The organism is Bacillus alveayuensis (assembly GCA_030812955.1).
Taxonomy (GTDB): Bacteria; Bacillota; Bacilli; order Bacillales; family Aeribacillaceae; genus Bacillus_CB; species Bacillus_CB alveayuensis.
Genome location: JAUSTR010000004.1, coordinates 108,628 through 129,178 on the forward strand (window position 1 = coordinate 108,628; position 20,551 = coordinate 129,178).

19 protein-coding genes are annotated in these 20,551 nt (G+C 37.5%); 16 read left to right on the plus strand and 3 right to left on the minus strand.

From position 1 onward, the window contains the following. Positions 1 to 103: 103 nt before the first annotated feature. From yjfP to argF, 9 genes are all read left to right on the plus strand, one after another. On the plus strand, positions 104 to 910 hold the full coding sequence (gene yjfP / locus J2S06_RS07440) for an esterase (RefSeq protein WP_419151859.1): 807 nt from the start codon (positions 104 to 106) through the stop codon (positions 908 to 910). A gap of 32 nt (positions 911 to 942) precedes the next feature. Next, positions 943 to 1,251, plus strand: a complete 309-nt coding sequence (locus J2S06_RS07445; RefSeq protein WP_419151860.1) for a metal-sulfur cluster assembly factor — start codon at positions 943 to 945, stop codon at positions 1,249 to 1,251. Between the two features lie 490 nt (positions 1,252 to 1,741). Further along, positions 1,742 to 2,779 carry an N-acetyl-gamma-glutamyl-phosphate reductase gene (gene argC, locus J2S06_RS07450; protein WP_419151861.1) on the plus strand — a complete coding sequence of 346 codons (1,038 nt, stop codon included), beginning with the start codon at positions 1,742 to 1,744 and terminating at the stop codon, positions 2,777 to 2,779. A 25-nt stretch (positions 2,780 to 2,804) separates the two neighbouring features. Then, positions 2,805 to 4,031 (plus strand): bifunctional ornithine acetyltransferase/N-acetylglutamate synthase, encoded by a 1,227-nt coding sequence (gene argJ / locus J2S06_RS07455; RefSeq protein ID WP_419151862.1) that lies wholly within the window; start codon positions 2,805 to 2,807, stop codon positions 4,029 to 4,031. Beyond that, positions 3,994 to 4,803, plus strand: coding sequence for an acetylglutamate kinase (argB, locus tag J2S06_RS07460; RefSeq protein WP_419151863.1), 810 nt, complete (start codon positions 3,994 to 3,996; stop codon positions 4,801 to 4,803). Before argJ ends, argB begins: the two co-directional genes overlap by 38 nt. Further along, positions 4,804 to 5,967: an acetylornithine transaminase gene (locus J2S06_RS07465; RefSeq protein WP_419151864.1), complete on the plus strand. Its 1,164-nt coding sequence runs from the start codon at positions 4,804 to 4,806 to the stop codon at positions 5,965 to 5,967. A 78-nt stretch (positions 5,968 to 6,045) separates the two neighbouring features. Beyond that, positions 6,046 to 7,113 carry a carbamoyl phosphate synthase small subunit gene (locus J2S06_RS07470; protein WP_419151865.1) on the plus strand — a complete coding sequence of 356 codons (1,068 nt, stop codon included), beginning with the start codon at positions 6,046 to 6,048 and terminating at the stop codon, positions 7,111 to 7,113. Continuing rightward, complete coding sequence (locus J2S06_RS07475; RefSeq protein ID WP_419151866.1) at positions 7,106 to 10,189, plus strand: carbamoyl phosphate synthase large subunit; 3,084 nt, start codon at positions 7,106 to 7,108, stop codon at positions 10,187 to 10,189. Before J2S06_RS07470 ends, J2S06_RS07475 begins: the two co-directional genes overlap by 8 nt. Continuing rightward, positions 10,186 to 11,136, plus strand: coding sequence for an ornithine carbamoyltransferase (gene argF, locus J2S06_RS07480; RefSeq protein WP_419151867.1), 951 nt, complete (start codon positions 10,186 to 10,188; stop codon positions 11,134 to 11,136). Before J2S06_RS07475 ends, argF begins: the two co-directional genes overlap by 4 nt. Before the next feature lie 28 nt (positions 11,137 to 11,164). Here argF and J2S06_RS07485 read toward each other — a convergent pair whose 3' ends face one another. Continuing rightward, positions 11,165 to 11,965, minus strand: a complete 801-nt coding sequence (locus tag J2S06_RS07485) for an undecaprenyl-diphosphate phosphatase (protein WP_419151932.1) — start codon at positions 11,963 to 11,965, stop codon at positions 11,165 to 11,167. A gap of 146 nt (positions 11,966 to 12,111) precedes the next feature. Here J2S06_RS07485 and J2S06_RS07490 point away from each other — a divergent pair, with 146 nt between their 5' ends. Further along, positions 12,112 to 12,291: a YjzC family protein gene (locus J2S06_RS07490; RefSeq protein WP_419151868.1), complete on the plus strand. Its 180-nt coding sequence runs from the start codon at positions 12,112 to 12,114 to the stop codon at positions 12,289 to 12,291. A 140-nt stretch (positions 12,292 to 12,431) separates the two neighbouring features. Then, on the plus strand, positions 12,432 to 15,038 hold the full coding sequence (gene clpB / locus J2S06_RS07495; RefSeq protein WP_419151869.1) for an ATP-dependent chaperone ClpB: 2,607 nt from the start codon (positions 12,432 to 12,434) through the stop codon (positions 15,036 to 15,038). Positions 15,039 to 15,100: 62 nt separating this feature from the next. Here clpB and J2S06_RS07500 read toward each other — a convergent pair whose 3' ends face one another. Further along, positions 15,101 to 15,286 carry a YjzD family protein gene (locus J2S06_RS07500; RefSeq protein ID WP_044895288.1) on the minus strand — a complete coding sequence of 62 codons (186 nt, stop codon included), beginning with the start codon at positions 15,284 to 15,286 and terminating at the stop codon, positions 15,101 to 15,103. 219 nt (positions 15,287 to 15,505) lie between these two features. On the opposite strand from J2S06_RS07500, the gene J2S06_RS07505 reads away from it, so the two are divergent. From J2S06_RS07505 to J2S06_RS07520, 4 genes are all read left to right on the plus strand, one after another. Then, entirely contained in the window at positions 15,506 to 16,243 is a 738-nt protein-coding gene (locus tag J2S06_RS07505; RefSeq protein WP_419151870.1) for a lipase family protein, read from the plus strand. A gap of 349 nt (positions 16,244 to 16,592) precedes the next feature. Continuing rightward, positions 16,593 to 17,486 carry an NAD-dependent epimerase/dehydratase family protein gene (locus J2S06_RS07510; protein ID WP_419151871.1) on the plus strand — a complete coding sequence of 298 codons (894 nt, stop codon included), beginning with the start codon at positions 16,593 to 16,595 and terminating at the stop codon, positions 17,484 to 17,486. Positions 17,487 to 17,677: 191 nt separating this feature from the next. Then, positions 17,678 to 18,628, plus strand: coding sequence for a BMP family ABC transporter substrate-binding protein (locus J2S06_RS07515; protein ID WP_419151872.1), 951 nt, complete (start codon positions 17,678 to 17,680; stop codon positions 18,626 to 18,628). A gap of 12 nt (positions 18,629 to 18,640) precedes the next feature. Beyond that, positions 18,641 to 18,832, plus strand: coding sequence for a ComZ family protein (locus tag J2S06_RS07520; protein WP_044893511.1), 192 nt, complete (start codon positions 18,641 to 18,643; stop codon positions 18,830 to 18,832). Between the two features lie 246 nt (positions 18,833 to 19,078). Here J2S06_RS07520 and J2S06_RS07525 read toward each other — a convergent pair whose 3' ends face one another. Then, positions 19,079 to 19,372 (minus strand): hypothetical protein, encoded by a 294-nt coding sequence (locus J2S06_RS07525; protein ID WP_419151873.1) that lies wholly within the window; start codon positions 19,370 to 19,372, stop codon positions 19,079 to 19,081. 226 nt (positions 19,373 to 19,598) lie between these two features. Between J2S06_RS07525 and J2S06_RS07530 the strand changes: the two genes are divergently transcribed. After that, positions 19,599 to 20,531, plus strand: coding sequence for a beta-ketoacyl-ACP synthase III (locus J2S06_RS07530; RefSeq protein WP_044893510.1), 933 nt, complete (start codon positions 19,599 to 19,601; stop codon positions 20,529 to 20,531). Positions 20,532 to 20,551 lie beyond the last annotated feature (20 nt).

A 20,551-nucleotide genomic window follows, 5' to 3' on the forward strand; every position in this document is an offset into this window, starting at 1 on the left:
AAATTCACAAATCATATTGATTATTAGTTTGTTTATTTTTTCCAAACTCTATTTAGGAATGTTACACTAAATAATGGAGCAAAATATTGAAAGGAGTTAGGACATGAAAGTGGTTGTTGATCATCTTTATATTAATGGTATACCGTTGCTTCATTTATACAAAGAAGGAAATGAACGCATAAAGCTTCCTTTTGTTATATTTGTTCATGGATTTACAAGTGCAAAAGAACATAACCTTCACTATGCTTATTTGTTGGCAAAAAAAGGATTTCGTGTTGCTCTTCCAGAGGCAAAATATCACGGGGAACGAGGATTTCTTTCCACCGAAAATGAATTAATGCTAAAATTTTGGGATATCGTGATTCAAATGATTCAAGACTTAAATGAAATAAAAGCATATTTCGAGAAAAAAGAATGGATTCTCAATCAGCAAATTGGTGTAGCTGGTACTTCTATGGGAGGAATGATAACATTAGGAGCTTTAACCCAATATTCTTGGATAAAGGCTGCTGTATGTTTAATGGGAAGCCCATATTATCAAGCATTTGCTCGCCAGCAAATCAAAATGTTAAAACAAGAAGGTGTAGAAATATCGTTAAGTGATGAAGAACTAAATGAACAGATCGATAAGTTATATGACTACGATTTATCCTTACATAAAGAAGCCTTAGCCAATCGTCCCATATTATTTTGGCATGGGAAGAAAGATACAGTTGTCCCATATGACCCTACCTATCAATTTTATGAGGACATTAAACCACTTTACCAACATAACCAAGACGATTTGCAATTTTTTTCGGATGAAAATGCCGGCCATAAAGTTTCCCGTCAAGGTGTATTATGGACCGTTGAATGGTTTGAAAAACATTTACAGCAGAATAATAGGAATGAAATCAAATCTTCGTTATAATATAACAAAACTGGGAAAAGGGGTGTAAGAAAATGGATGAAGCGTTAAAAGAAAATATTATGGGTGCTCTTGAGCAAGTCGTAGACCCTGAATTAGGGATTGATATTGTCAATTTAGGTTTAGTTTATGATATAGAGTTGGATGAAGAAGGGACATGTAAAGTAACGATGACATTAACCTCAATGGGCTGTCCGCTTGCTGGCACAATCGTTGACCAAGTGAAAACAGCTTTAGATGGAATTCCGGAAATCAAAAACGTAGATGTTAACATCGTTTGGAATCCGCCATGGTCAAAAGACCGTATGTCTCGTTATGCGAAAATTGCCTTGGGGATTCAATAAGGACATGAAATTGAAAAGCTTGTCGGTTGTGCGGCAAGCTTTTTTAAATAGGCTGTTTTCGTAAACTTTGTTGCTTTTCGACTGTCCATGAACCGAACAAAGCACGTGGTCAGAAAAATGTAATTTATCCGACCATCGCCTTTTGTTCGGTTCACGTCACACTACACGCGTGACATAGCAAGCGTGTCGCTTGCCTGGACAGTCGAAAAGCTATGGTAAAGCAACAATCTTTTAGAAAAGAGCCTTTAAATAGGTTCCTTTCACTATGGTAGAATTTCATTTAGTTAAAATATATTCTATTTGTAAAATTTCTAATATTCATGTTTATTCTGATTGTTTCACGGGTATTTAACAAATATGTATATTGGATGTTCAACAGCACTTTTGAAGTAAAACGTTTTTTTAGATTTTTATAATTATACAATTGATTTTATTTTTATACGGTATTATAATGATAACTAATTTAACAAACTAGTGAAGGTGATCGTTTTTGAAAGTAGGAATTATTGGTGCAACCGGATATGGTGGAATTGAACTATATCGGATTTTATCTAATCATCCGAATGTGACTAGATGCAACCTTTATACATCGTCTGATGAAGGAAAGCCATATGTATCTGTATATCCTCATTTACATGATTTATGTTCAGACCAGTTACATCCTTTAGAGCCAGAACGAGTGAAAGAAGAAAATGAAGTGATCTTTTTAGCGACGCCATCAGGTGTCTCAGCAAATCTTACACCGAAATTGATAGATGACCGTGTCAAAATTATCGATTTGTCTGGCGACTTACGACTAAAAGAGGCTGGACAATATGAAAAGTGGTATAAAAAAACACCAGCTGCTGAACATGTATTAAATGATGCGGTTTACGGTTTATCAGAAATCAACCGCTCCAAAATTAAAGAAGCGCAAATTATCGCAAACCCAGGCTGCTATCCGACAGCTACGCTGCTCGGACTTGCACCAATTGTACAAAATCAGCTCGTTAAACCGAAAACGATTATCGTTGATGCGAAATCAGGCGTTTCTGGAGCTGGTCGGAAGCCGTCAATTGGCACAAGTTTTGTTGAATTACAAGATAATTTGAAAATATATAAAGTTCATGAGCATCAGCATATACCTGAGATTGAACAGCAGCTGCATGAATGGGATAAAGAGGTTCAAGAAATTACATTTAGCACTCATCTCATCCCGATGACACGAGGAATTATGGCAACGATTTATGTCGAATTATTGGAAGATTGGGAAAATAAAAGGTTGCTAGATTTATATAAACAATTTTATAAAGATAAGCCTTTCGTTAGAGTGCGAGATGAAGGGGTATTTCCTAGTACGAAAGACGTATATGGATCCAATTACTGTGATATTGGGCTGAAGTTTGATCCAAGAACGAACCGTTTAACGATCGTTTCAGTTATCGATAATTTAATGAAAGGTGCAGCAGGGCAAGCGGTGCAAAATTTTAATATTATGTTCGGAATCGAGGAAACAACAGCACTACGTTTTATCCCTGTTTATCCATAAATGGAAAGAGGAGGAGCCATCGTTCATGGAAACAGCAGAAACACAAATTCAAAAGGTTGAGAATGGTTCGATCATTACACCAAAAGGTTTTTTAGCTGGAGGTATTCACGTAGGCTTACATGTTTCAAAAAAAGATCTTGGCATTCTCGTTAGTACAACGCCTGCATCTGCAGCAGCTGTATATACACAAAATCATTTTCAAGCTGCACCGCTAAAAGTGACACAAAATAGTATTCAAGAAGAAAACAAGCTGCAAGCAATAATTGTCAATAGCTCAAACGCCAATGCTTGTACCGGAGAGCAAGGGTTAAAAGATGCCTATGAGATGAGAAATTTAACAGCGAAACGATTACATATAAAGGAGCATTTTGTTGCGGTTGCTTCAACAGGTGTAATCGGTCAACATTTACAAATGGACAAAGTAACAAAAGGGATAGAGGAAGTGGACTACAACTCCTTGCTATCTGGAGCAAAAGCCTTTCAAGAGGCGATTTTAACAACAGATACGTTTATAAAAGGCTCTTGTTATCAATTCGAAATTGAAGGAAAAACCGTTACGATTGCAGGAGCGGCGAAAGGGTCCGGAATGATTCACCCAAATATGGCAACAATGCTTGGCTTTATTACAACTGATGCAAATGTTCCTTCGTCTCTTTTACAAGATGCATTAAAAGAAATTACCGATGTGACATTTAATCAAATCACGGTTGATGGGGACACCTCTACAAATGACATGGTGGTCGTGATGGCGAATGGATTAGCAGGACATTCTCTACTCAGTAAAGACCACGCTGATTGGAATACATTTAAAGAAGGACTAAAGCTTGTATGTGAAGATTTAGCAAAGCAAATTGCCCGTGACGGTGAAGGAGCAACGAAGCTAATAGAAGTGAATGTAAAAGGGGCAAGAACGAAAAAGGATGCAAATGTTATAGCGAAAAAAATCGTCGGCTCTTCACTCGTCAAAACAGCTGTTTTTGGAACGGATGCGAACTGGGGGCGAATTGTTGCAGCGATCGGCTATAGTGATGCCGAAGTAAATCCAGAAGGAATAGAGGTTTATATGGGGCCATATTTAATGTTTAAAAATGGAATTCCTGTTCCTTTTTCGGAAGAAGAAGTGAAAAGCTACTTAGAAAACGAGCATATTGTCATCACAGTATTGTTAACAAATGGAAATGAGGAAGGAAAAGCATGGGGATGTGATTTAACGTATGACTATGTCAAAATCAATGCAAGCTACCGCACATAAAAAGCCGCTTGTTGTCATAAAGCTTGGCGGCAGCATGCTCAAGCAATTATCAGATGCATTTATCGAAAGTTTAAAAGAATTAATGGAGTCGAAAAACATCATTTTTGTTCATGGCGGCGGTCCAGAAATAAACGAAATGCTTGAAAAGCTGCAAATCAAAAGTGATTTTTATGAAGGGCAGCGTAAAACGACAGCGGAAGTGCTAGAAATTGCGGAAATGGTGCTAGCTGGAAAAATGAATAAATTTTTAACTACGAAGCTGCAAAAGCATCATATTAACGCATTAGGGCTTTCTGGGTGCGATGGTCAGCTGATTCAAGCTTCTTTTTTAAATGAAAAGGATTTAGGCTTTGTCGGAAAAGTCGATGATGTCAATATTTCGTTATTGCACGCATTGCTTGATTTAGCTTACATTCCAGTCGTGGCGCCTTTAGGAAAAACGAACGACGGGCAAACGTTAAATATTAACGCCGATGTTTGTGCAGCAGCAATCGCCGAAAAAATGCAGGCGGAACAATTAATATTTGTAACAAATGTACCAGGTATTTTAAAAGATGGGGTGTTAATTGAAGAGGCATCGGAAAACTTTATTTATGAGCTGATCGACAAAGGCATTATTTATGGCGGGATGATTCCGAAAGTAAAATCAGCTCTCCAAGCTTTATCGAATTCTTTAAAAGAAGTGATGATTGTCAGTGGAAACAATCCGATTATTCATAATGGTAAAATGTTAGGAACAAAGATTTCGAAAAAACAAGAGGTTGTGGTATAAATGAGTTATTTATTTCCAACATATGCCCGCTTGGATATTGAAGTTGAGAAGGCAGAAGGAGCCTATTTATATGATACAAATGGCAAAAAATATTTAGATTTCGTTTCAGGGATTGCTGTTTGCAATTTAGGGCATTGTCCAAAAACGGTTTCACAGTCGATTCAAAAGCAGCTTGAAAAAGTATGGCATGTTTCGAATTTATTTCAAATTCCTTTACAAGAAAAGGTCGCCAAAAAGCTTGTCGAACATTCCGTAGGGGATGCTGTATTTTTTGCCAATAGTGGTGCAGAAGCGAACGAAGCAGCCATTAAGCTTGCGAGAAAGCATACTGGCAAACATAAAATCATTACATTTTTACAATCCTTTCACGGTAGAACTTATGCCACCTTATCAGCGACTGGGCAAAAAAAGGTACAAGAAGGCTTCGGTCCGCTAGCGCCGACATTTGAATATTTACCTTACAATGATGTGGAAGCTGTAAAATCATTGAAAGGAAATGATATAGCGGCCATTATGGTTGAAGTCGTTCAAGGTGAAGGGGGAGTTGTGCCAGGGGATCCAACATTTTTGAAAGCCATTGAAGAAAAATGTAAGGAATTAGATGCCCTTTTCATTGTCGATGAGGTGCAAACCGGTATCGGAAGAACCGGAAAAGCTTTTGCGTATGAGCATTATAAAATCAGTCCTGATATTATCACCTTAGCGAAGGGTCTTGGAAGCGGATTTCCAGTTGGAGCGATGATTGGGAAAAAACACCTTATTTCTAGCTTTTCACCTGGCAGTCATGCTTCCACTTTTGGGGGAAATCCACTAGCGATGGCTGCTGCTGATGCAACTCTTGACGAGATATTTAACGAATCCTTTTTAACGTCTGTATCGGAAAAAGGGAAGTGGCTCAAGCAGCAATTAATTGAGCAATTACAAGACGAGCCGCTAGTCAAAGACATCCGTGGAAAAGGATTAATGATCGGAATAGAGTTAAATACAGATGTACAAAATGTGTTAACATCATTAAGAGAAAATGGTCTTTTAGCCTTGCCGGCGGGACCAAAGGTGATTCGCTTGCTTCCTCCATTAACGGTAACGAAACAGGAAATGGAGAAAGCGGTCCATCTACTTGCTTCGAATATACATTTACATTCTTTAACCTTCTCTCCTTCATAAGAGAAGGGGTTTTCTTTCATAAATATGAATAAATATACCTTTTGTTAAATAAACATACAAGAAAGAGGGTGTTTTCGATTGATTGGTTATCTCATCCTATCTGACGGAACAACATTTGAAGGAGAAATTGAAGGGAATTTTCTTGAACCTTGTGAAGGGGAATTGGTTTTTTATACAGGAATGACAGGGTACCAGGAAGTGTTGACAGATCCCTCTTATAAAGATCAAATTGTTGTCTTCACATACCCGCTTATTGGAAATTATGGCATTAATGAAAAAGATTTTGAGAGTAAAAAGCCTCAAGTAAAAGGTGTTGTCGTTTTTCAAGCAACGGCTCAATATTCTCACTATTTAGCGAAATATTCGCTTCAGCAATATTTAAATAAATGGAACATTCCTTATATCACCAATATCGATACTCGTGCGATCGTAAAGAAAATACGCTCAAATGGTTCACAAATAGCGGCCATTACAGCAAAACGACGCGTATTGTTTGAACAAAAGCTTTCTCATCAGCCAGTGAAAGAGGTTTCGGGTACAAAGATCGAAACCTATGGTGAAGGAGATAAACATATCGCCCTCCTTGATTTTGGTTTTAAAAAATCGATTTTAACCTCATTATTAAAGCGAGGATGTAAAGTAAGTGTTGTTCCAGTTCATTCATTAAATGAAATACACGATTTATCGCCAGATGGCCTCGTTTTATCGAACGGGCCAGGTGACCCGAAGCAGCTTGAAAATCAGCTGCCGCAAATTTTTGAACTCATTTCCAAGTACCCGACACTTGGAATTTGCCTTGGACACCAATTAATTGCCCTCTCCTTAGGAGGAAATACGAAGAAGCTTCGTTTCGGACATCGTGGGGCTAATCATCCCGTTATCGATCATAAGACAGGAAAGGTTTTTATGACATCGCAAAATCATAGCTATGTTGTTGATGCAAATAGCTTAGAACCATTACCGGTTCATGTTCGCTTTACGAATGTAAATGATCAATCAGTTGAAGGTCTAGTTCATGAACATTTACCGATTTTATCCGTACAATTTCATCCAGAAGCTAATCCAGGACCAGAAGATGCAGACTGGGTGTTCGATGAATTTTTGGAAATATATGTTACAGCAAGGAGAGAGAAAGTCTATGCCTAAAGATGCATCATTAAATAAAGTTCTCGTGATCGGATCAGGACCTATCGTGATTGGGCAGGCAGCAGAGTTTGATTATTCTGGGACACAAGGATGTTTGGCACTTAAGGAAGAAGGCATTCAAGTTATTTTAGTGAATAACAATCCAGCAACGATCATGACCGATACAAAATTTGCTGATGCCGTTTATTGTGAACCATTAACGGTATCAAGCATTGAAAAAATTATTCAAAAAGAACGCCCTGATGGACTTTTAGCGACATTAGGAGGGCAAACAGCTTTAAATCTAGCTGTAGATCTAGAAAAAAATGGAATACTTAATAAATATGGAGTTAACTTGTTAGGCACTTCAAGTGAATCAATTCAAAAAGGGGAAGACCGTGAACTATTCCGGCAATTAATGATGGATCTTGAAGAACCTATTCCTGAAAGTGAAATTATTGAAGATTTGCCATCTGCTCTTCAATTTGCTGAAAAAACAGGCTATCCAATCATTGTTAGACCGGCCTATACATTAGGTGGAAAAGGAGGAGGAATTGCACAAAATAAGGATGAACTAATAACCATTGTGACAAATGGATTAAAGATGAGCCCGATTCATCAAGTACTTGTTGAAAAAAGCATTGCGGGGTTTAAAGAAATCGAATATGAAGTGATGCGTGATGCTACAAACACATGCATTACCGTATGTAATATGGAAAATATTGACCCAGTCGGGATTCATACTGGAGATTCAATCGTCGTTGCACCATCCCAAACGTTAACAGATGAAGAATATCAAATGTTAAGAAGTGCTGCTTTAAAAATTATTTCCGCTTTAGAAGTAGTAGGAGGATGTAATATTCAGTTTGCGCTTGATCCGAAAAGCAAGCAATATTACGTAATTGAAGTAAATCCAAGAGTTAGTCGTTCATCAGCGTTAGCATCAAAAGCAACCGGTTATCCGATTGCCAGAATGGCCGCAAAGCTAGCCATTGGCTATACGTTAGCAGAAATCAAAAATCCGCTCACTTTATCCACTTATGCTAGCTTTGAACCAGCACTTGATTACGTTGTTGTTAAGTTTCCACGCTGGCCATTTGATAAATTTACAAATGCCGATCGTACATTAGGTACAAAAATGAAGGCTACTGGCGAGGTCATGGCCATTGACCGGACGATGGAAGGAGCTTTACAAAAAGCTGTTGAATCATTGGAATTAAGCAACATCGGTTTGTACTTGCCGAAGCTGAAGCATCAAGATACAGCTGAATTGATGAAACGGCTAAAAAAAGCGGATGATGAACGATTTTTTGTCATCATGGAATTATTAAGAAGAAATATCTCCATTGAGGACATTCATGAGCATACACGTATTGATTTTTATTTTCTTTCTGTATTTGAACATTTGATTCAATTAGAGAACAATCTTAAAGAAGCAGAGCTTGATGATAAACTTTTAAAAATGTTAAAGCATTATGGCTTTTCTGACCGTTCCATCGCTTATTGGAAAAATGCTTCCGAGCATGAAATCCGCTCGTTGCGAAAAGAGTGGAAAATTCAATCAGTTTTTAAAATGGTTGACACATGTGCAGCAGAATTTGCAGCAAGAACCAATTACTTTTATTCAACCTACTTAGGGGAAAATGAAGCGATTCCTAAAAAAGGGAAGAAAAAGGCTCTCGTGATCGGAGCAGGTCCAATCCGTATCGGTCAAGGTGTGGAATTTGATTATAGTGCTGTTCACTGCATTCAAACGCTGCAAAAAATAGGTTATGAAGCCATTATGATTAACAATAACCCAGAAACTGTAAGTACAGACTATGAAACGGCTGATCGTTTGTACTTTGAACCGTTGACAGTTGAGCATATTTTAAATGTGATCGAAAATGAGCAAATTGATGTAACGATCGTTCAGTTTGGAGGGCAAACAGCCATAAACTTAGCTGAAAAACTAGATAAAGCTGGTGTTACGTTATTAGGCACTAGCTCTGAAATATTAGATGTACTAGAAGACCGCAAGAAATTTTATCAGCTTTTAGATGAAACCAACATTCCACATATTAAAGGAACTATGGCATTTGATGCACAAGATGCAATCGTTCAGTCTGAAGGTCTGCAATTTCCTATTTTATTAAGACCGTCATATGTCATTGGCGGTAAAGGAATGGTTAAAGTTGAAACGCAGGAAGAGCTTCATAAAATCATCGCTGATACAGATGAAGCACACTTTCCAATTTTACTTGATGAATTTTTACATGGAAAAGAAGCTGAAGTTGATTTAATCGCAGATGGTCGAAATATTATGATCCCTGGAGTGATGGAACATATTGAAAAAGCTGGTATCCATTCTGGTGACAGCTATGCGATTTTCCCTTCTGTCACGCTATCAATGGAAATCAAGCAAAAAATCGAAAGCTATGCGAAGCGCATAGTTGATCATCTCCAATATAAAGGGATTATGAACATTCAATTTTTAATTAAAGGCGAAAAAATTTTTGTCCTTGAAGTGAATCCGCGGGCAAGTCGTACTGTGCCGATTATTAGCAAACTTACAGGTGTATCTCTCATTGAAAAGGCAACAGAAATAATATGTGGGAAGTCTTTATTAGAACTAGAAATGGAGACAAATCCATTAAGAGATGAGGTAGCGGTGAAATTTCCTGTTTTCTCAACGCATGCTCTCGGTGATGTCGATATGAAGCTTGGACCGGAAATGAAGTCAACGGGTGAAGGAATGTGTATTGCCAATAGTGTGGCTGGAGCCATTCGAAAAGTGTTCGATCATTTATTTCCATTAAGTCCGGAAAGTGTGTTCACAGAAGAAGATCATGAAATCGCATCATTATTAAAGGAAGCGAATGTGAACACAGTGTCAAACAATTTTGATCAATGGCTTGAACAAAAAAATGCACTCGTTTATTATAATCCGTTCAAGTCGAATGAAGATAAACAAAAACGGCAAAAAGCGGTCGAGCGTGGTATTGTTGTTTTCACAGAGAAAGAAACTTTTACAGCATTTTTACAGGGCTTGAGTGTGAAGGAAACGTACCCAATCTCGTTGCAGGAATTAGCTAAAAAAGGAGTAGATGTAGGTTGACGAAGGAGAATACAACATCTTTAGAAAAAAAATCATTATCAGGAAGAAGTGCATTATCATTATTAGAGTTTTCTTCAGAAGAAATTTTCCATCTTTTAGATGAAGCAGTAAAGCTAAAGGAGAATCCGTATTCACAAGCTTTAAAGGGCAAAACATTAGCGATGATCTTTGAAAAATCATCCACAAGAACACGTATTTCCTTTGAAGTAGGCATGCTGCAGCTAGGTGGACATGCCATTGATTTGAATGCAAAGGAGCTTCAACTAGGAAGAGGGGAAACCATTGCGGATACCGCAAAAGTGTTATCAGCATATGTTGATGCGGTTATGATTCGCACAACAAAGCATGAGCGAGTAAAGGAATTGGCAGAGCATGCCACCATTCCTGTCATAAATGGTTTATGTGATGTTTTTCATCCGTGCCAAGCGCTCGCTGACTTATTAACTATTTTGGAATTGAAAGGAACATTTGAAAATATAAAAGTGGCCTATGTAGGGGATGGCAACAATGTTGCACATTCACTCATGATCGGTTCAGCAAAAGTTGGTTTAAACGTTTCGATTGCTTCACCACTAGGATTTGAACCAAATCAAAATTTAGTAGAGCAGGCAAAAAAAATTGGCAAGGAAACGGGTGCAGAAATTGTCGTTATGAATGATCCGTTAGAGGCGGTGAAAGATGCTGACATTGTTTATACAGACGTGTGGACAAGCATGGGACAAGAAGACGAAGAAGAAAAACGAAAAGAAATTTTTCATCCATACCAAGTAAACCAACGATTAATGGAGAAAGCAAAACCTACTGCCCATTTTCTTCATTGCTTGCCAGCCCATCGTGGAGAAGAAGTGACAGCAGATGTAATGGATGGTGAACAATCAGCTGTATTCCAGCAAGCGGAAAATCGACTGCACGCACAAAAAGCTTTGTTAAAAGAAATATTAAAATAAGGGTCGGAAAACCTCTTTCTGACCCTTTTTATGCAAACAAGATGACTAAAATTCCGACAATCCAGCAATAATAGGAGAAGTATTTTAAATTTCCGCGTTCCATAATTCCCATAAACCACTTTAATGAGTAATAAGAAAAAATAAAAGCGGCAATGAAGGCAATAGACAGTAGCGGCCAAATAACATGTAAATGAGAATCGCCGATCATATCAGGTACGCTTAAAATCGTTGTACCAAGACTGACAGGAATATATAGGAGAAATGAAAAACGAAGGGCGGTTTCTTGCTTCATACCTAGAGCCATTGCTGCAACAATGGTCGCACCTGAACGGCTAATACCAGGAATGAGAGCCACAGCTTGGGCAAAACCAACTAATAAAGCGTCTTTCATTGTTAAATCCCCATCATTTTTTCGTCCTTTTAAATTACGAATAAGATATAAGGCGATTCCTGTTATCATTAATGTAATTCCTACTACTGAAACACCGCTATCCTCAATATAATCGCCTAGCAGAATACCAATAACCCCAGCTGGAATAGTAGCGATCATCAGGTACACAATAAACATAAAATCTTCTTTTGTATTAGGTTCTTTTGTCCATACATATCGAAGTCCGTTTTTCGTAATTCTCACTAAATCTTTCCGATAAATAACAAGAACAGCTAATAATGAAGCAAAATTGACGAATACTTCAAAAGATAAACCTGGAAGCTCAATTCCTAAAAAATGCTGGGCAAGGACGAGATGTCCGCTTGAAGAGATCGGAATCGGTTCCGTAAACCCTTGCAGTGCCCCTAAAAAGAAAAATTTCACAATATCATAGAGCATTTGTAAAGTTTCCACTCACAATCCCCACTTTCCAAACGTTCACACCTTTTCATTTAACTATATGTCCCACATTTTGTAAAGATCCATTTCAACATGAAATACATAAACTCGGAAACAATATGAATGTAGAAAAGAGGAGGGATGATATGGGTCAAAAGCATCAATTTAAACCTGGTGAAAAGGCACCGAATAACGGAATATATGTGGAAGTTGGCGAAACGGGTTCAATGGTTATGAATCCGAAAAAGATTAAATTAAAGGCAGGAGATCCATTTCCAGAAACATCAAATCATAATCGCGTTTGGACGTACCGACGGAAGCCATAGCGAAGTGAAGAGCCATCTGCCAAGCAGATGGCTTATATGTTTTGTAAGCAGTTGCAAATTCTAATACTTGTGAATTTGATCATTTAGATTATAATGAAGATAAAGGTCAAAAAAAGTCAAACTTATCAGGTGGGATCAGAATGGATTTTGAAACGTTTACAGAAAATCTGCAAAAAGGTTTAATGGAAGCACAACAATTAGCTAGAGAAAATGAGCATCAACAAATGGATGAAGTTCATTTATTGCTTTCATTCCTCAAACAACCAGAAGGGATTTTCCCACGTATATTAGAAAAAACAAATTATGATATTCAAACATTTATACACGATTTACACACGCTTTTACGAAAAAAACCGAAAGTTTCCATAGTTGGTTCCAACACTATCAATCTTTATATATCTCAAACCTTACAAAATATCTTTCATCAGGCACAATCCTATCAAGCTAAATTTCAAGATGATTATTTGTCAGTTGAACACGTCGTTTTAGCGATTTCAGAATTCGCTGCAGAAGAAGTGAAACAGCTTTTTCAAAAAAGAAATTTATTAAAAGAAACGATCTTAAAAGTGTTAATGGAAATAAGGGGGAACAGTCGTGTGACAACAAAAAATCCTGAAGCTACATACGAAGTATTAAAAAAATACGGACGTGATCTTGTCGAAGAAGTGAAACAAGGAAAAATTGATCCTGTTATTGGTCGAGACCAAGAAATTCGCCGGATAATCCGCATTTTATCACGGAAAACAAAAAATAATCCCGTACTGATTGGAGAACCAGGCGTAGGGAAAACAGCAATTGTTGAGGGGCTTGCCCAGCGTATTGTTCGCAAGGATGTTCCAGAAGGATTAAAAGATAAAACGATTTTTGCTTTAGATATGAGTGCCCTTGTTGCTGGAGCAAAGTTTCGTGGTGAATTTGAAGAACGCTTAAAAGCTGTTTTAAATGAAGTGAAGAAAAGTGAAGGGAAAATCATTTTGTTTATTGATGAACTGCATACAATTGTTGGAGCCGGAAAAACAGAAGGAGCGATGGATGCTGGGAACATGCTAAAGCCCATGCTTGCGAGAGGAGAGCTGCATTGCATCGGAGCAACAACGCTTGATGAGCATCGAAAATATATTGAGAAGGATCCGGCTTTAGAGCGTCGCTTTCAGCAAGTAATCGTAAGTGAACCAACTGTTGAGGATACGATATCGATCTTAAGAGGATTGAAAGAACGGTTTGAAATTCATCACGGGGTAAACATTCATGATTCGGCACTTGTTGCTGCAGCAGAGCTTTCGAATCGTTATATTACAGAAAGATTTTTACCAGATAAAGCGATTGATTTAGTCGATGAAGCGTGTGCGATGATTAGGACCGAAATTGATTCGATGCCGGCAGAGTTAGATGAAGTTATGAGGAAGCTTATGCAATTAGAAATTGAAGAAAAGGCGCTGAAAAAAGAAAAAGATCCTGATAGCCAAAGCCGATTAGAAGAGCTGAAAAAACAGCTTGCCAATTTACGTGAAAAAGCAGATGCCATGAAGGCAAAATGGCAAATTGAAAAAGAAGGAATTGAGCGTGTTCAAATATTGCGGGAAAAATTAGAAAAGCTACGCCGTGATTTACACGAAGCAGAAAATGAATATGATTTAGATAAAGCAGCCGAGCTTCGTCATGGTCAAATTCCACAAGTAGAAAAAGAGTTAAAGCTTCTTGAAGAAGAAATGGCTAAAAAGCAGCATGATCATCGTTTGCTCCGCGAAGAAGTGACAGAAGAAGAAATCGCAAACATTGTGGCGAAATGGACAGGAATTCCTGTTGCAAAGCTTGTTGAAGGAGAAAGGGAAAAGCTTTTAAAACTAGAAAAGCTATTAAAAGAGCGGGTCATTGGACAAGATGAAGCCATTGAGCTTGTCGCTGATGCTGTTTTAAGAGCAAGAGCTGGGATAAAAGATCCAAATAGACCAATTGGTTCGTTTCTGTTCTTAGGTCCTACAGGAGTAGGGAAAACGGAGTTAGCCAAAACATTAGCCGCTACCCTTTTTGATAGCGAAGAGCAAATGGTACGTATTGATATGTCGGAATATATGGAAAAACATTCTGTCTCACGTTTAATAGGGGCTCCTCCTGGTTATGTTGGCTATGAAGAAGGGGGGCAACTAACGGAAACTGTCCGCAAAAAGCCATATGCAGTTATTTTATTAGATGAGATTGAAAAAGCTCATCCGGAAGTATTCAACATTTTATTACAAATGTTAGATGATGGACGAATCACAGATTCTCAAGGAAGAACAGTCGATTTTAAAAACACGGTAATTATAATGACATCGAATATTGGATCGAACTATTTATTAGAAGGTGCAACGGAAGGAGGAGAAATAAAAGAAGAAGTAAAAGAGAAAACCTTGAATGAGCTTCGATTACACTTCCGTCCAGAATTCCTTAACCGTGTGGATGATCTTGTGTTATTTAAACCTCTTACAATGAAGGAAATGAAGGGAATTGTCGACAAATTATTGCGTGAGCTCAAAGAGCGTATTGAACAAAAGCATATTGAATTATCGATAACGGATCAAGCAAAGGAATATATTGTTCAAAGGGGATTTGATTCCGTTTATGGTGCAAGACCATTAAAACGTTTTATTCAAAAAAATCTTGAAACAAAGTTAGCTCGAGCGATTATTGCTCAGGAAATTAAAGATTATGATCATGTTCTCGTTGATGTAAATGATGAAGGTCTCGTCATAAAACCGTTCAAATAAGTGATTCGTCGAAATAAAAACCTCTTGTGCAATATAGGCACAAGAGGGACTAACTCTTTGTATTAATGATGGCTAGCTGCTTCATCACTCGGAATTAATTCGGCGATAATAAAAATGAGAACGGTTGCAATAACAGCTAATACGGAAGATGTCCCAAATTCATATGTAGCACCAATCATCGATGAAATAACATAGCTTGCCATATTAACTAATAGGAAAGCCCAGAATAAGGTCATAATAAATCTCATCACTATGTCACCTCTCTACACACCATTTTCCCTCTATATATTATCACACAATGTTTCGAGATGAAACGATTAATTTTTCGCCTCTCATGAAAAAGAAATGACAATATAGGCATTTTATCTATTCTTTACCGATTGTTAAACATACATTAATAAAAGAAACTCGTTATTTGAATCGGGATCATTCATTGATGAAATAGAAGCTGGAAAGGTGGTGACCGCATGGAAGGAATAACGGAACGTTTTTTTCAAATTGAAAATGAGTGGAATATCATTCACCTTCCTGAAAAACCGAGTGGATTTGGAGTATTCATTATAGGCGATAAACATCATTATGTTGATGAACATTCGAGCTTTTGGATTCAACATTATGGTAGAAGTCAATTATTGCAATTGTTGATGCTGAAAGGGTATACGATATTTTACTCGAATCTTTATGGCCGAAATTGGGGAAGCCCCGAGGCTGTTTTATTAGCCAAACAGCTTTATCATCTTGTATTGAAGCGAGAAATTTTAAATAAAAAAATTCATATTTTGGCAGAAGGAATGGGAGCATTAGTTGCGATGGAACTGATGGAATCAATGGCTGATCGTATTCGTTCCGTCGCGATGCTAAATCCATGTCTAGATTTAAAATCCCAAATACAGCATGAGAAAGAAAACAAATTTTTTTATAAACGGATGTTAAAAGAACTATCAGCCGCTTATCAAATGGAGCCAAAAGAAGTGTTAAACTATTCGTTTCCTCAAATCGAGAATTATCAGTCGGTCGTTCCTGTTCGGATATGGCAAAAAATGTATGGAAGTCCCTATCCGTACCGTCTTCATAGTAAAAAATACGAAGAATGGCGTAAGCAATTAAATTCCCCAATTAAACTGACATTCCATTTTCCTGAAAATTTACACAGAATACACCATATGATCATTCATTTTTTTAAAGAGCATGAGAAGGAATTATAAGATCATCTTTTCCAATTCATCTAAAGGCTCTTTTCTAAAAGATTGTTGCTTTACTATACGATAGCTTTTCGACTGTCAAGCAAGCGAAACGCTTGCTATGTCACGCGTGTAGCGTGACGTGAACCGAACAAAAGTCGATGGTCGGACAAATGTGGTTTGTCCGACCACGTGCTTTGTTCGGTTCATAGACAGTCGAAAAGCAACAAAGTTTACGAAAACAGCCAATCTAAAAGACTAATCTTTTTAATCGTTGCATACGATACAATAAAAAGAGGAATGGATAAACGTTTTTAAGCGGGAATTATAAAGGAGGTGTCGCTCCCGAACAAAAATGTTTAGGGAGCTTTCATTGAAACGTGTATTAATTGTCGGTGTACAGCAATTTATTAGTTTTCATTTATGCAGCCGTTTATTAGAAGATGGAAGTTTCGTAGATGGGGTGCTCTTTCAGCCTAACCATTTCCAATATCAGCTATGGGTTGAAGAACAAATGATGTGGCTTGGCCGAAATGCGCAGCTTAAAATATTTCAAATGAAAGATATTTTCGAAGAGAATCACGTATTTGATTACGATGTCATTTATTATTGTCAATTAGACCCACATGATCCACAATGGCCAAAAGAGTGGAGAAAAGAAAAAGAAACGTTACAAAAATTATTACCGATTGTGAAAGAAAAGCAATGCCCGATTGTGTTTCTTTCTTCTATTGAAATTTTTGGTGAGGATCAAGAAGAAATTGTAGCGGAAACAAAACCGATGCCAAGCTCCGAGAAAGGAAAATTTTTTTTACAAATGGAGAAATGGCTCAAAGAACAGATAGTCCAAGACTCTTATCTTTTTGTTCGCATTCCGACTGTGTACGGCCCTTGGCAGCCCCCTGGACAATGGATGACGGATATGGTGCTAAAGGAGCTTAAAGATCAACAGTTTCCAAGAAGCAATGATCGGTTAAAGACACCCATACGCGACCTTCTTTATATAGAGGATGTTGTCGATGCACTTCTAGAGCTTGGGAAGATGGAGAGATGGGAACATCCCATTATTCACATGATCTCTAATTATGAAAAAGATGACATTGAAAAACAGTTATCGAAAAGGAATAATATTCCTTACAAACCAATATATTTGAATTTGGAAAATATTATCGTTCCACAAAATCAGAAAAAACTTGAAGAAGGGCTTGATGAACAAAGACATTTCTTAACAAGGTTCAATGCTCTTTTACAGAATATCAATAAATAGCTTGTTCTTCCTCTTATTATATGGATAAAATATAAATAAAAAGTTTATTTTTTCGAATTCATGAGGAATCAATAAACTCTAAAAAAGTGAAAAGCGTTAGAAAAAATGGCTCATCTCCTTGAGGACTCAATTTTTTCATGAATTTTTTTAAGACGATTTATATGAGCCTCTTGAGAAAGGAGTTGCTTAACATGCTGAACAAAATCGGAATCATTCTTCTTCTCTTTTTTTTGCTAACAGGTTGCGGACAAGCTCCTTCTCGAGGAAATCTTGAGAAAGTAGGTCTTTTAGTTCCGGAGACAATCAATGATCAAGTGTGGGGAACAATGGGCTACAAAGGTTTACTAAAAATTCAATCGAAAATGAATGTTGATGTATTTTATAAAGAAGGAATGGACACGGAGTTTGAAGTGAAGCAAGCGGTTGAGGAATTTCATAAAAAAGGTGTCAATTTAATTTTTGGGCACGGGAATGAATATCAAGCATTCTTTCGCGAGTTAAAGGATCAATATCCAGATATTCATTTCGTTTTTTTTAATGGTGATGCGAAAGGCCCAAATGTGACAAGTTTAAATTTCAACTCACATGCTATGGGGTTTTTTGCCGGAATGGTTGCGAGTCATATGTCCAAAACGAATAAAGTTGGAATAATAGCAGCCTTTGAGTGGCAGCCGGAAGTGGAAGGCTTTTATCAAGGAGCCACCTATGAGAAAGAAGATGTTCATGTTGAAATTCGCTATATTTTTTCATGGTATAATGTCGACCGAGCATTAAAAGAGTTGGATGATCTTATCCACCAAAATGTCGATGTTGTTTATCCAGCAGGAGATGTGTATAATGTACCTGTTATTGAACACTTAAAAGATCGTGGTCTATATGCTATTGGCTATATTTCTGATCAAGCTGACTTAGGCGAACAAACGGTTTTAACGAGTACCGTGCAACATGTTGATAAATTGTATTTATTAGTTGCCGAACGTTTTAACTCCGGTAAGTTAGAGGGAGGAAATTTATTTTTTGATTTTCAAGATGGTGTAATTAGTATGGGCAAATATAGCCCACTTGTCGATCAACCTTTTCAAGAAAAAATACATAATTTCATTGAACGATATCGTGAAACCGGAAAATTACCGAATGAATAAGGAGTGAACGAAATGGAACAGCATCCAAAAGCATTTGAATTCATGCAAATTGCGATGAAATATTTACCTGAAGCTAAGACACAGCTTGATGAACTTGGGATCGAACTAGCTCCAGAAAAACTCCAGCCGATGATTTCTTTACTAACAAAAGTGATGGCAGAAGCCTACGAGCTTGGAAAAGAAGAGGCAAAACATGAAGTATAATTTAGTGGAAACGAAAAGTATGTTCACCCATTCGTTTTTAACTCATTTGAAGTAATCATTGCAAGATCAAGAATTTTAAGACTGAATGAAAACTTATGTCTTGAGGAACGAGCCCGAAGAGGAGCGGAGGTTACCAAGAACGGTAATGAAGCGCGATGCGGGCGAAGTAACAAAGAATGCGAGCGTTTGCGGGCAGTCTGAAGGGGCGGCCTACATGGTCAGCCCCTTTTCTATACTAGCGGAATGTTAAATTTTCTTTTTAATAAAATCTATAATTGGTGAAAAAGGTTTGAGCAAAGGTTTTAATTGTTTTACCGATTCCATAATCGAATCGATTTGTTCCATTAATTGAAAATAATCAACATCTTGAATAAGCTGATCGTTTTGCTGCTCACGTTCTCGATTGTTTCGACTTCTCCCAAACATTAACTCTGTGAAAAAGTCTGTCCGCTCACCTGTTTGTGACTGATTTTCCTCCTGTAATTGTTTTTCAGTACCGCTATTTGCATCATCTTTTTTTATTTTTTCATGCTCATCCATCATAACCACCTTCCGAAATTGTACTTACTATCAATCTATGTGATAAAAAATATTTTGAGATAGACATCTGTCTTTTTCCATAAACATGTTGATTATCCATTGAAAATAAGCTAAAATTAGTACCAAGTCATAATATTTACTGTTAATAATAAGTTGAATGGGACCTTTTTGAATAAATGTGTTCATCGAGGACATTAGTCAATTTTTTATAAAGGAGTTGCGCATAATGAAGGCTGGAATAATTGGGATCGGTCGATATGCACCTGAGCGTACGCTAACGAACAAAGACTTAGAGAAAATGATGGATACATCGGATGAATGGATTCGTACGAGAACTGGAATTGAAGAACGAAGAATTGCACCAGATGATATCAACACATCGGATATGGGTGTACGTGCGGCAAAGGAAGCGCTAGAAGATGCTGATATTACCCCTGAGGAAATTGATATGATCTTAGTAGCAACCGTTACACCAGATCAGCCGTTTCCATCGGTTGCATGTATGCTGCAAGAACAATTAGGAGCTACGAAAGCCGCTGCAATGGATGTAAGTGCTGCATGTGCTGGCTTTATGTATGGAATGGTTACGGCAAAGCAATTTATTGAAACAGGAGCCTATAAGCATATATTAGTTGTTGGTGTCGAAAAATTATCGAAAATATTAAATTGGGAAGACCGTACAACAGCTGTATTATTTGGAGACGGTGCTGGAGCCGTTGTGCTGGGGCCAGTGAGTGATGATAAGGGAATCCTTTCCTTCGAATTAGGTGCAGATGGAACTGGAGGAAAACATTTATATCAAGATGAATATGTTGTCATGAATGGACGAGAAGTTTTTAAGTTTGCGGTTCGTCAAATGGGAGAATCGAGTGTGAATGTGTTAGAAAAAGCGGGACTTTCAAAAGATGATGTTGATTTTCTCATTCCACACCAAGCAAACATTCGGATCATGGAAGCGGCTAGACAGCGATTGGAGCTTCCAGAGGAAAAAATGTCTAAAACCATTCATAAATATGGTAATACATCTGCTGCATCGATACCTATTTCTTTATATGAAGAAGTAAAAGCAGGTAAAATTAAAGATGGCGACCTCATCGTCATGGTTGGGTTCGGCGGCGGCTTGACATGGGGAGCCATTGCGTTAAGATGGGGAAAATAAAACATGATAAAAAATGAAAC

What these genes read in the sequence shown, in the direction of transcription:
- J2S06_RS07525 (WP_419151873.1), bottom strand. Translation starts at nt 19,372, where the DNA reads ATGGATGAGCATGAAAAAATAAAAAAAGATGATGCAAATAGCGGTACT.
- J2S06_RS07485 (WP_419151932.1), bottom strand. Translation starts at nt 11,965, where the DNA reads ATGCTCTATGATATTGTGAAATTTTTCTTTTTAGGGGCACTGCAAGGG.
- argB (WP_419151863.1), top strand. Translation starts at nt 3,994, where the DNA reads ATGACTATGTCAAAATCAATGCAAGCTACCGCACATAAAAAGCCGCTT.
- J2S06_RS07465 (WP_419151864.1), top strand. Translation starts at nt 4,804, where the DNA reads ATGAGTTATTTATTTCCAACATATGCCCGCTTGGATATTGAAGTTGAG.
- J2S06_RS07515 (WP_419151872.1), top strand. Translation starts at nt 17,678, where the DNA reads ATGCTGAACAAAATCGGAATCATTCTTCTTCTCTTTTTTTTGCTAACA.
- J2S06_RS07530 (WP_044893510.1), top strand. Translation starts at nt 19,599, where the DNA reads ATGAAGGCTGGAATAATTGGGATCGGTCGATATGCACCTGAGCGTACG.
- yjfP (WP_419151859.1), top strand. Translation starts at nt 104, where the DNA reads ATGAAAGTGGTTGTTGATCATCTTTATATTAATGGTATACCGTTGCTT.
- J2S06_RS07520 (WP_044893511.1), top strand. Translation starts at nt 18,641, where the DNA reads ATGGAACAGCATCCAAAAGCATTTGAATTCATGCAAATTGCGATGAAA.
- argJ (WP_419151862.1), top strand. Translation starts at nt 2,805, where the DNA reads ATGGAAACAGCAGAAACACAAATTCAAAAGGTTGAGAATGGTTCGATC.
- J2S06_RS07500 (WP_044895288.1), bottom strand. Translation starts at nt 15,286, where the DNA reads ATGAGATTTATTATGACCTTATTCTGGGCTTTCCTATTAGTTAATATG.
- J2S06_RS07475 (WP_419151866.1), top strand. Translation starts at nt 7,106, where the DNA reads ATGCCTAAAGATGCATCATTAAATAAAGTTCTCGTGATCGGATCAGGA.
- J2S06_RS07445 (WP_419151860.1), top strand. Translation starts at nt 943, where the DNA reads ATGGATGAAGCGTTAAAAGAAAATATTATGGGTGCTCTTGAGCAAGTC.
- clpB (WP_419151869.1), top strand. Translation starts at nt 12,432, where the DNA reads ATGGATTTTGAAACGTTTACAGAAAATCTGCAAAAAGGTTTAATGGAA.
- J2S06_RS07505 (WP_419151870.1), top strand. Translation starts at nt 15,506, where the DNA reads ATGGAAGGAATAACGGAACGTTTTTTTCAAATTGAAAATGAGTGGAAT.
- J2S06_RS07490 (WP_419151868.1), top strand. Translation starts at nt 12,112, where the DNA reads ATGGGTCAAAAGCATCAATTTAAACCTGGTGAAAAGGCACCGAATAAC.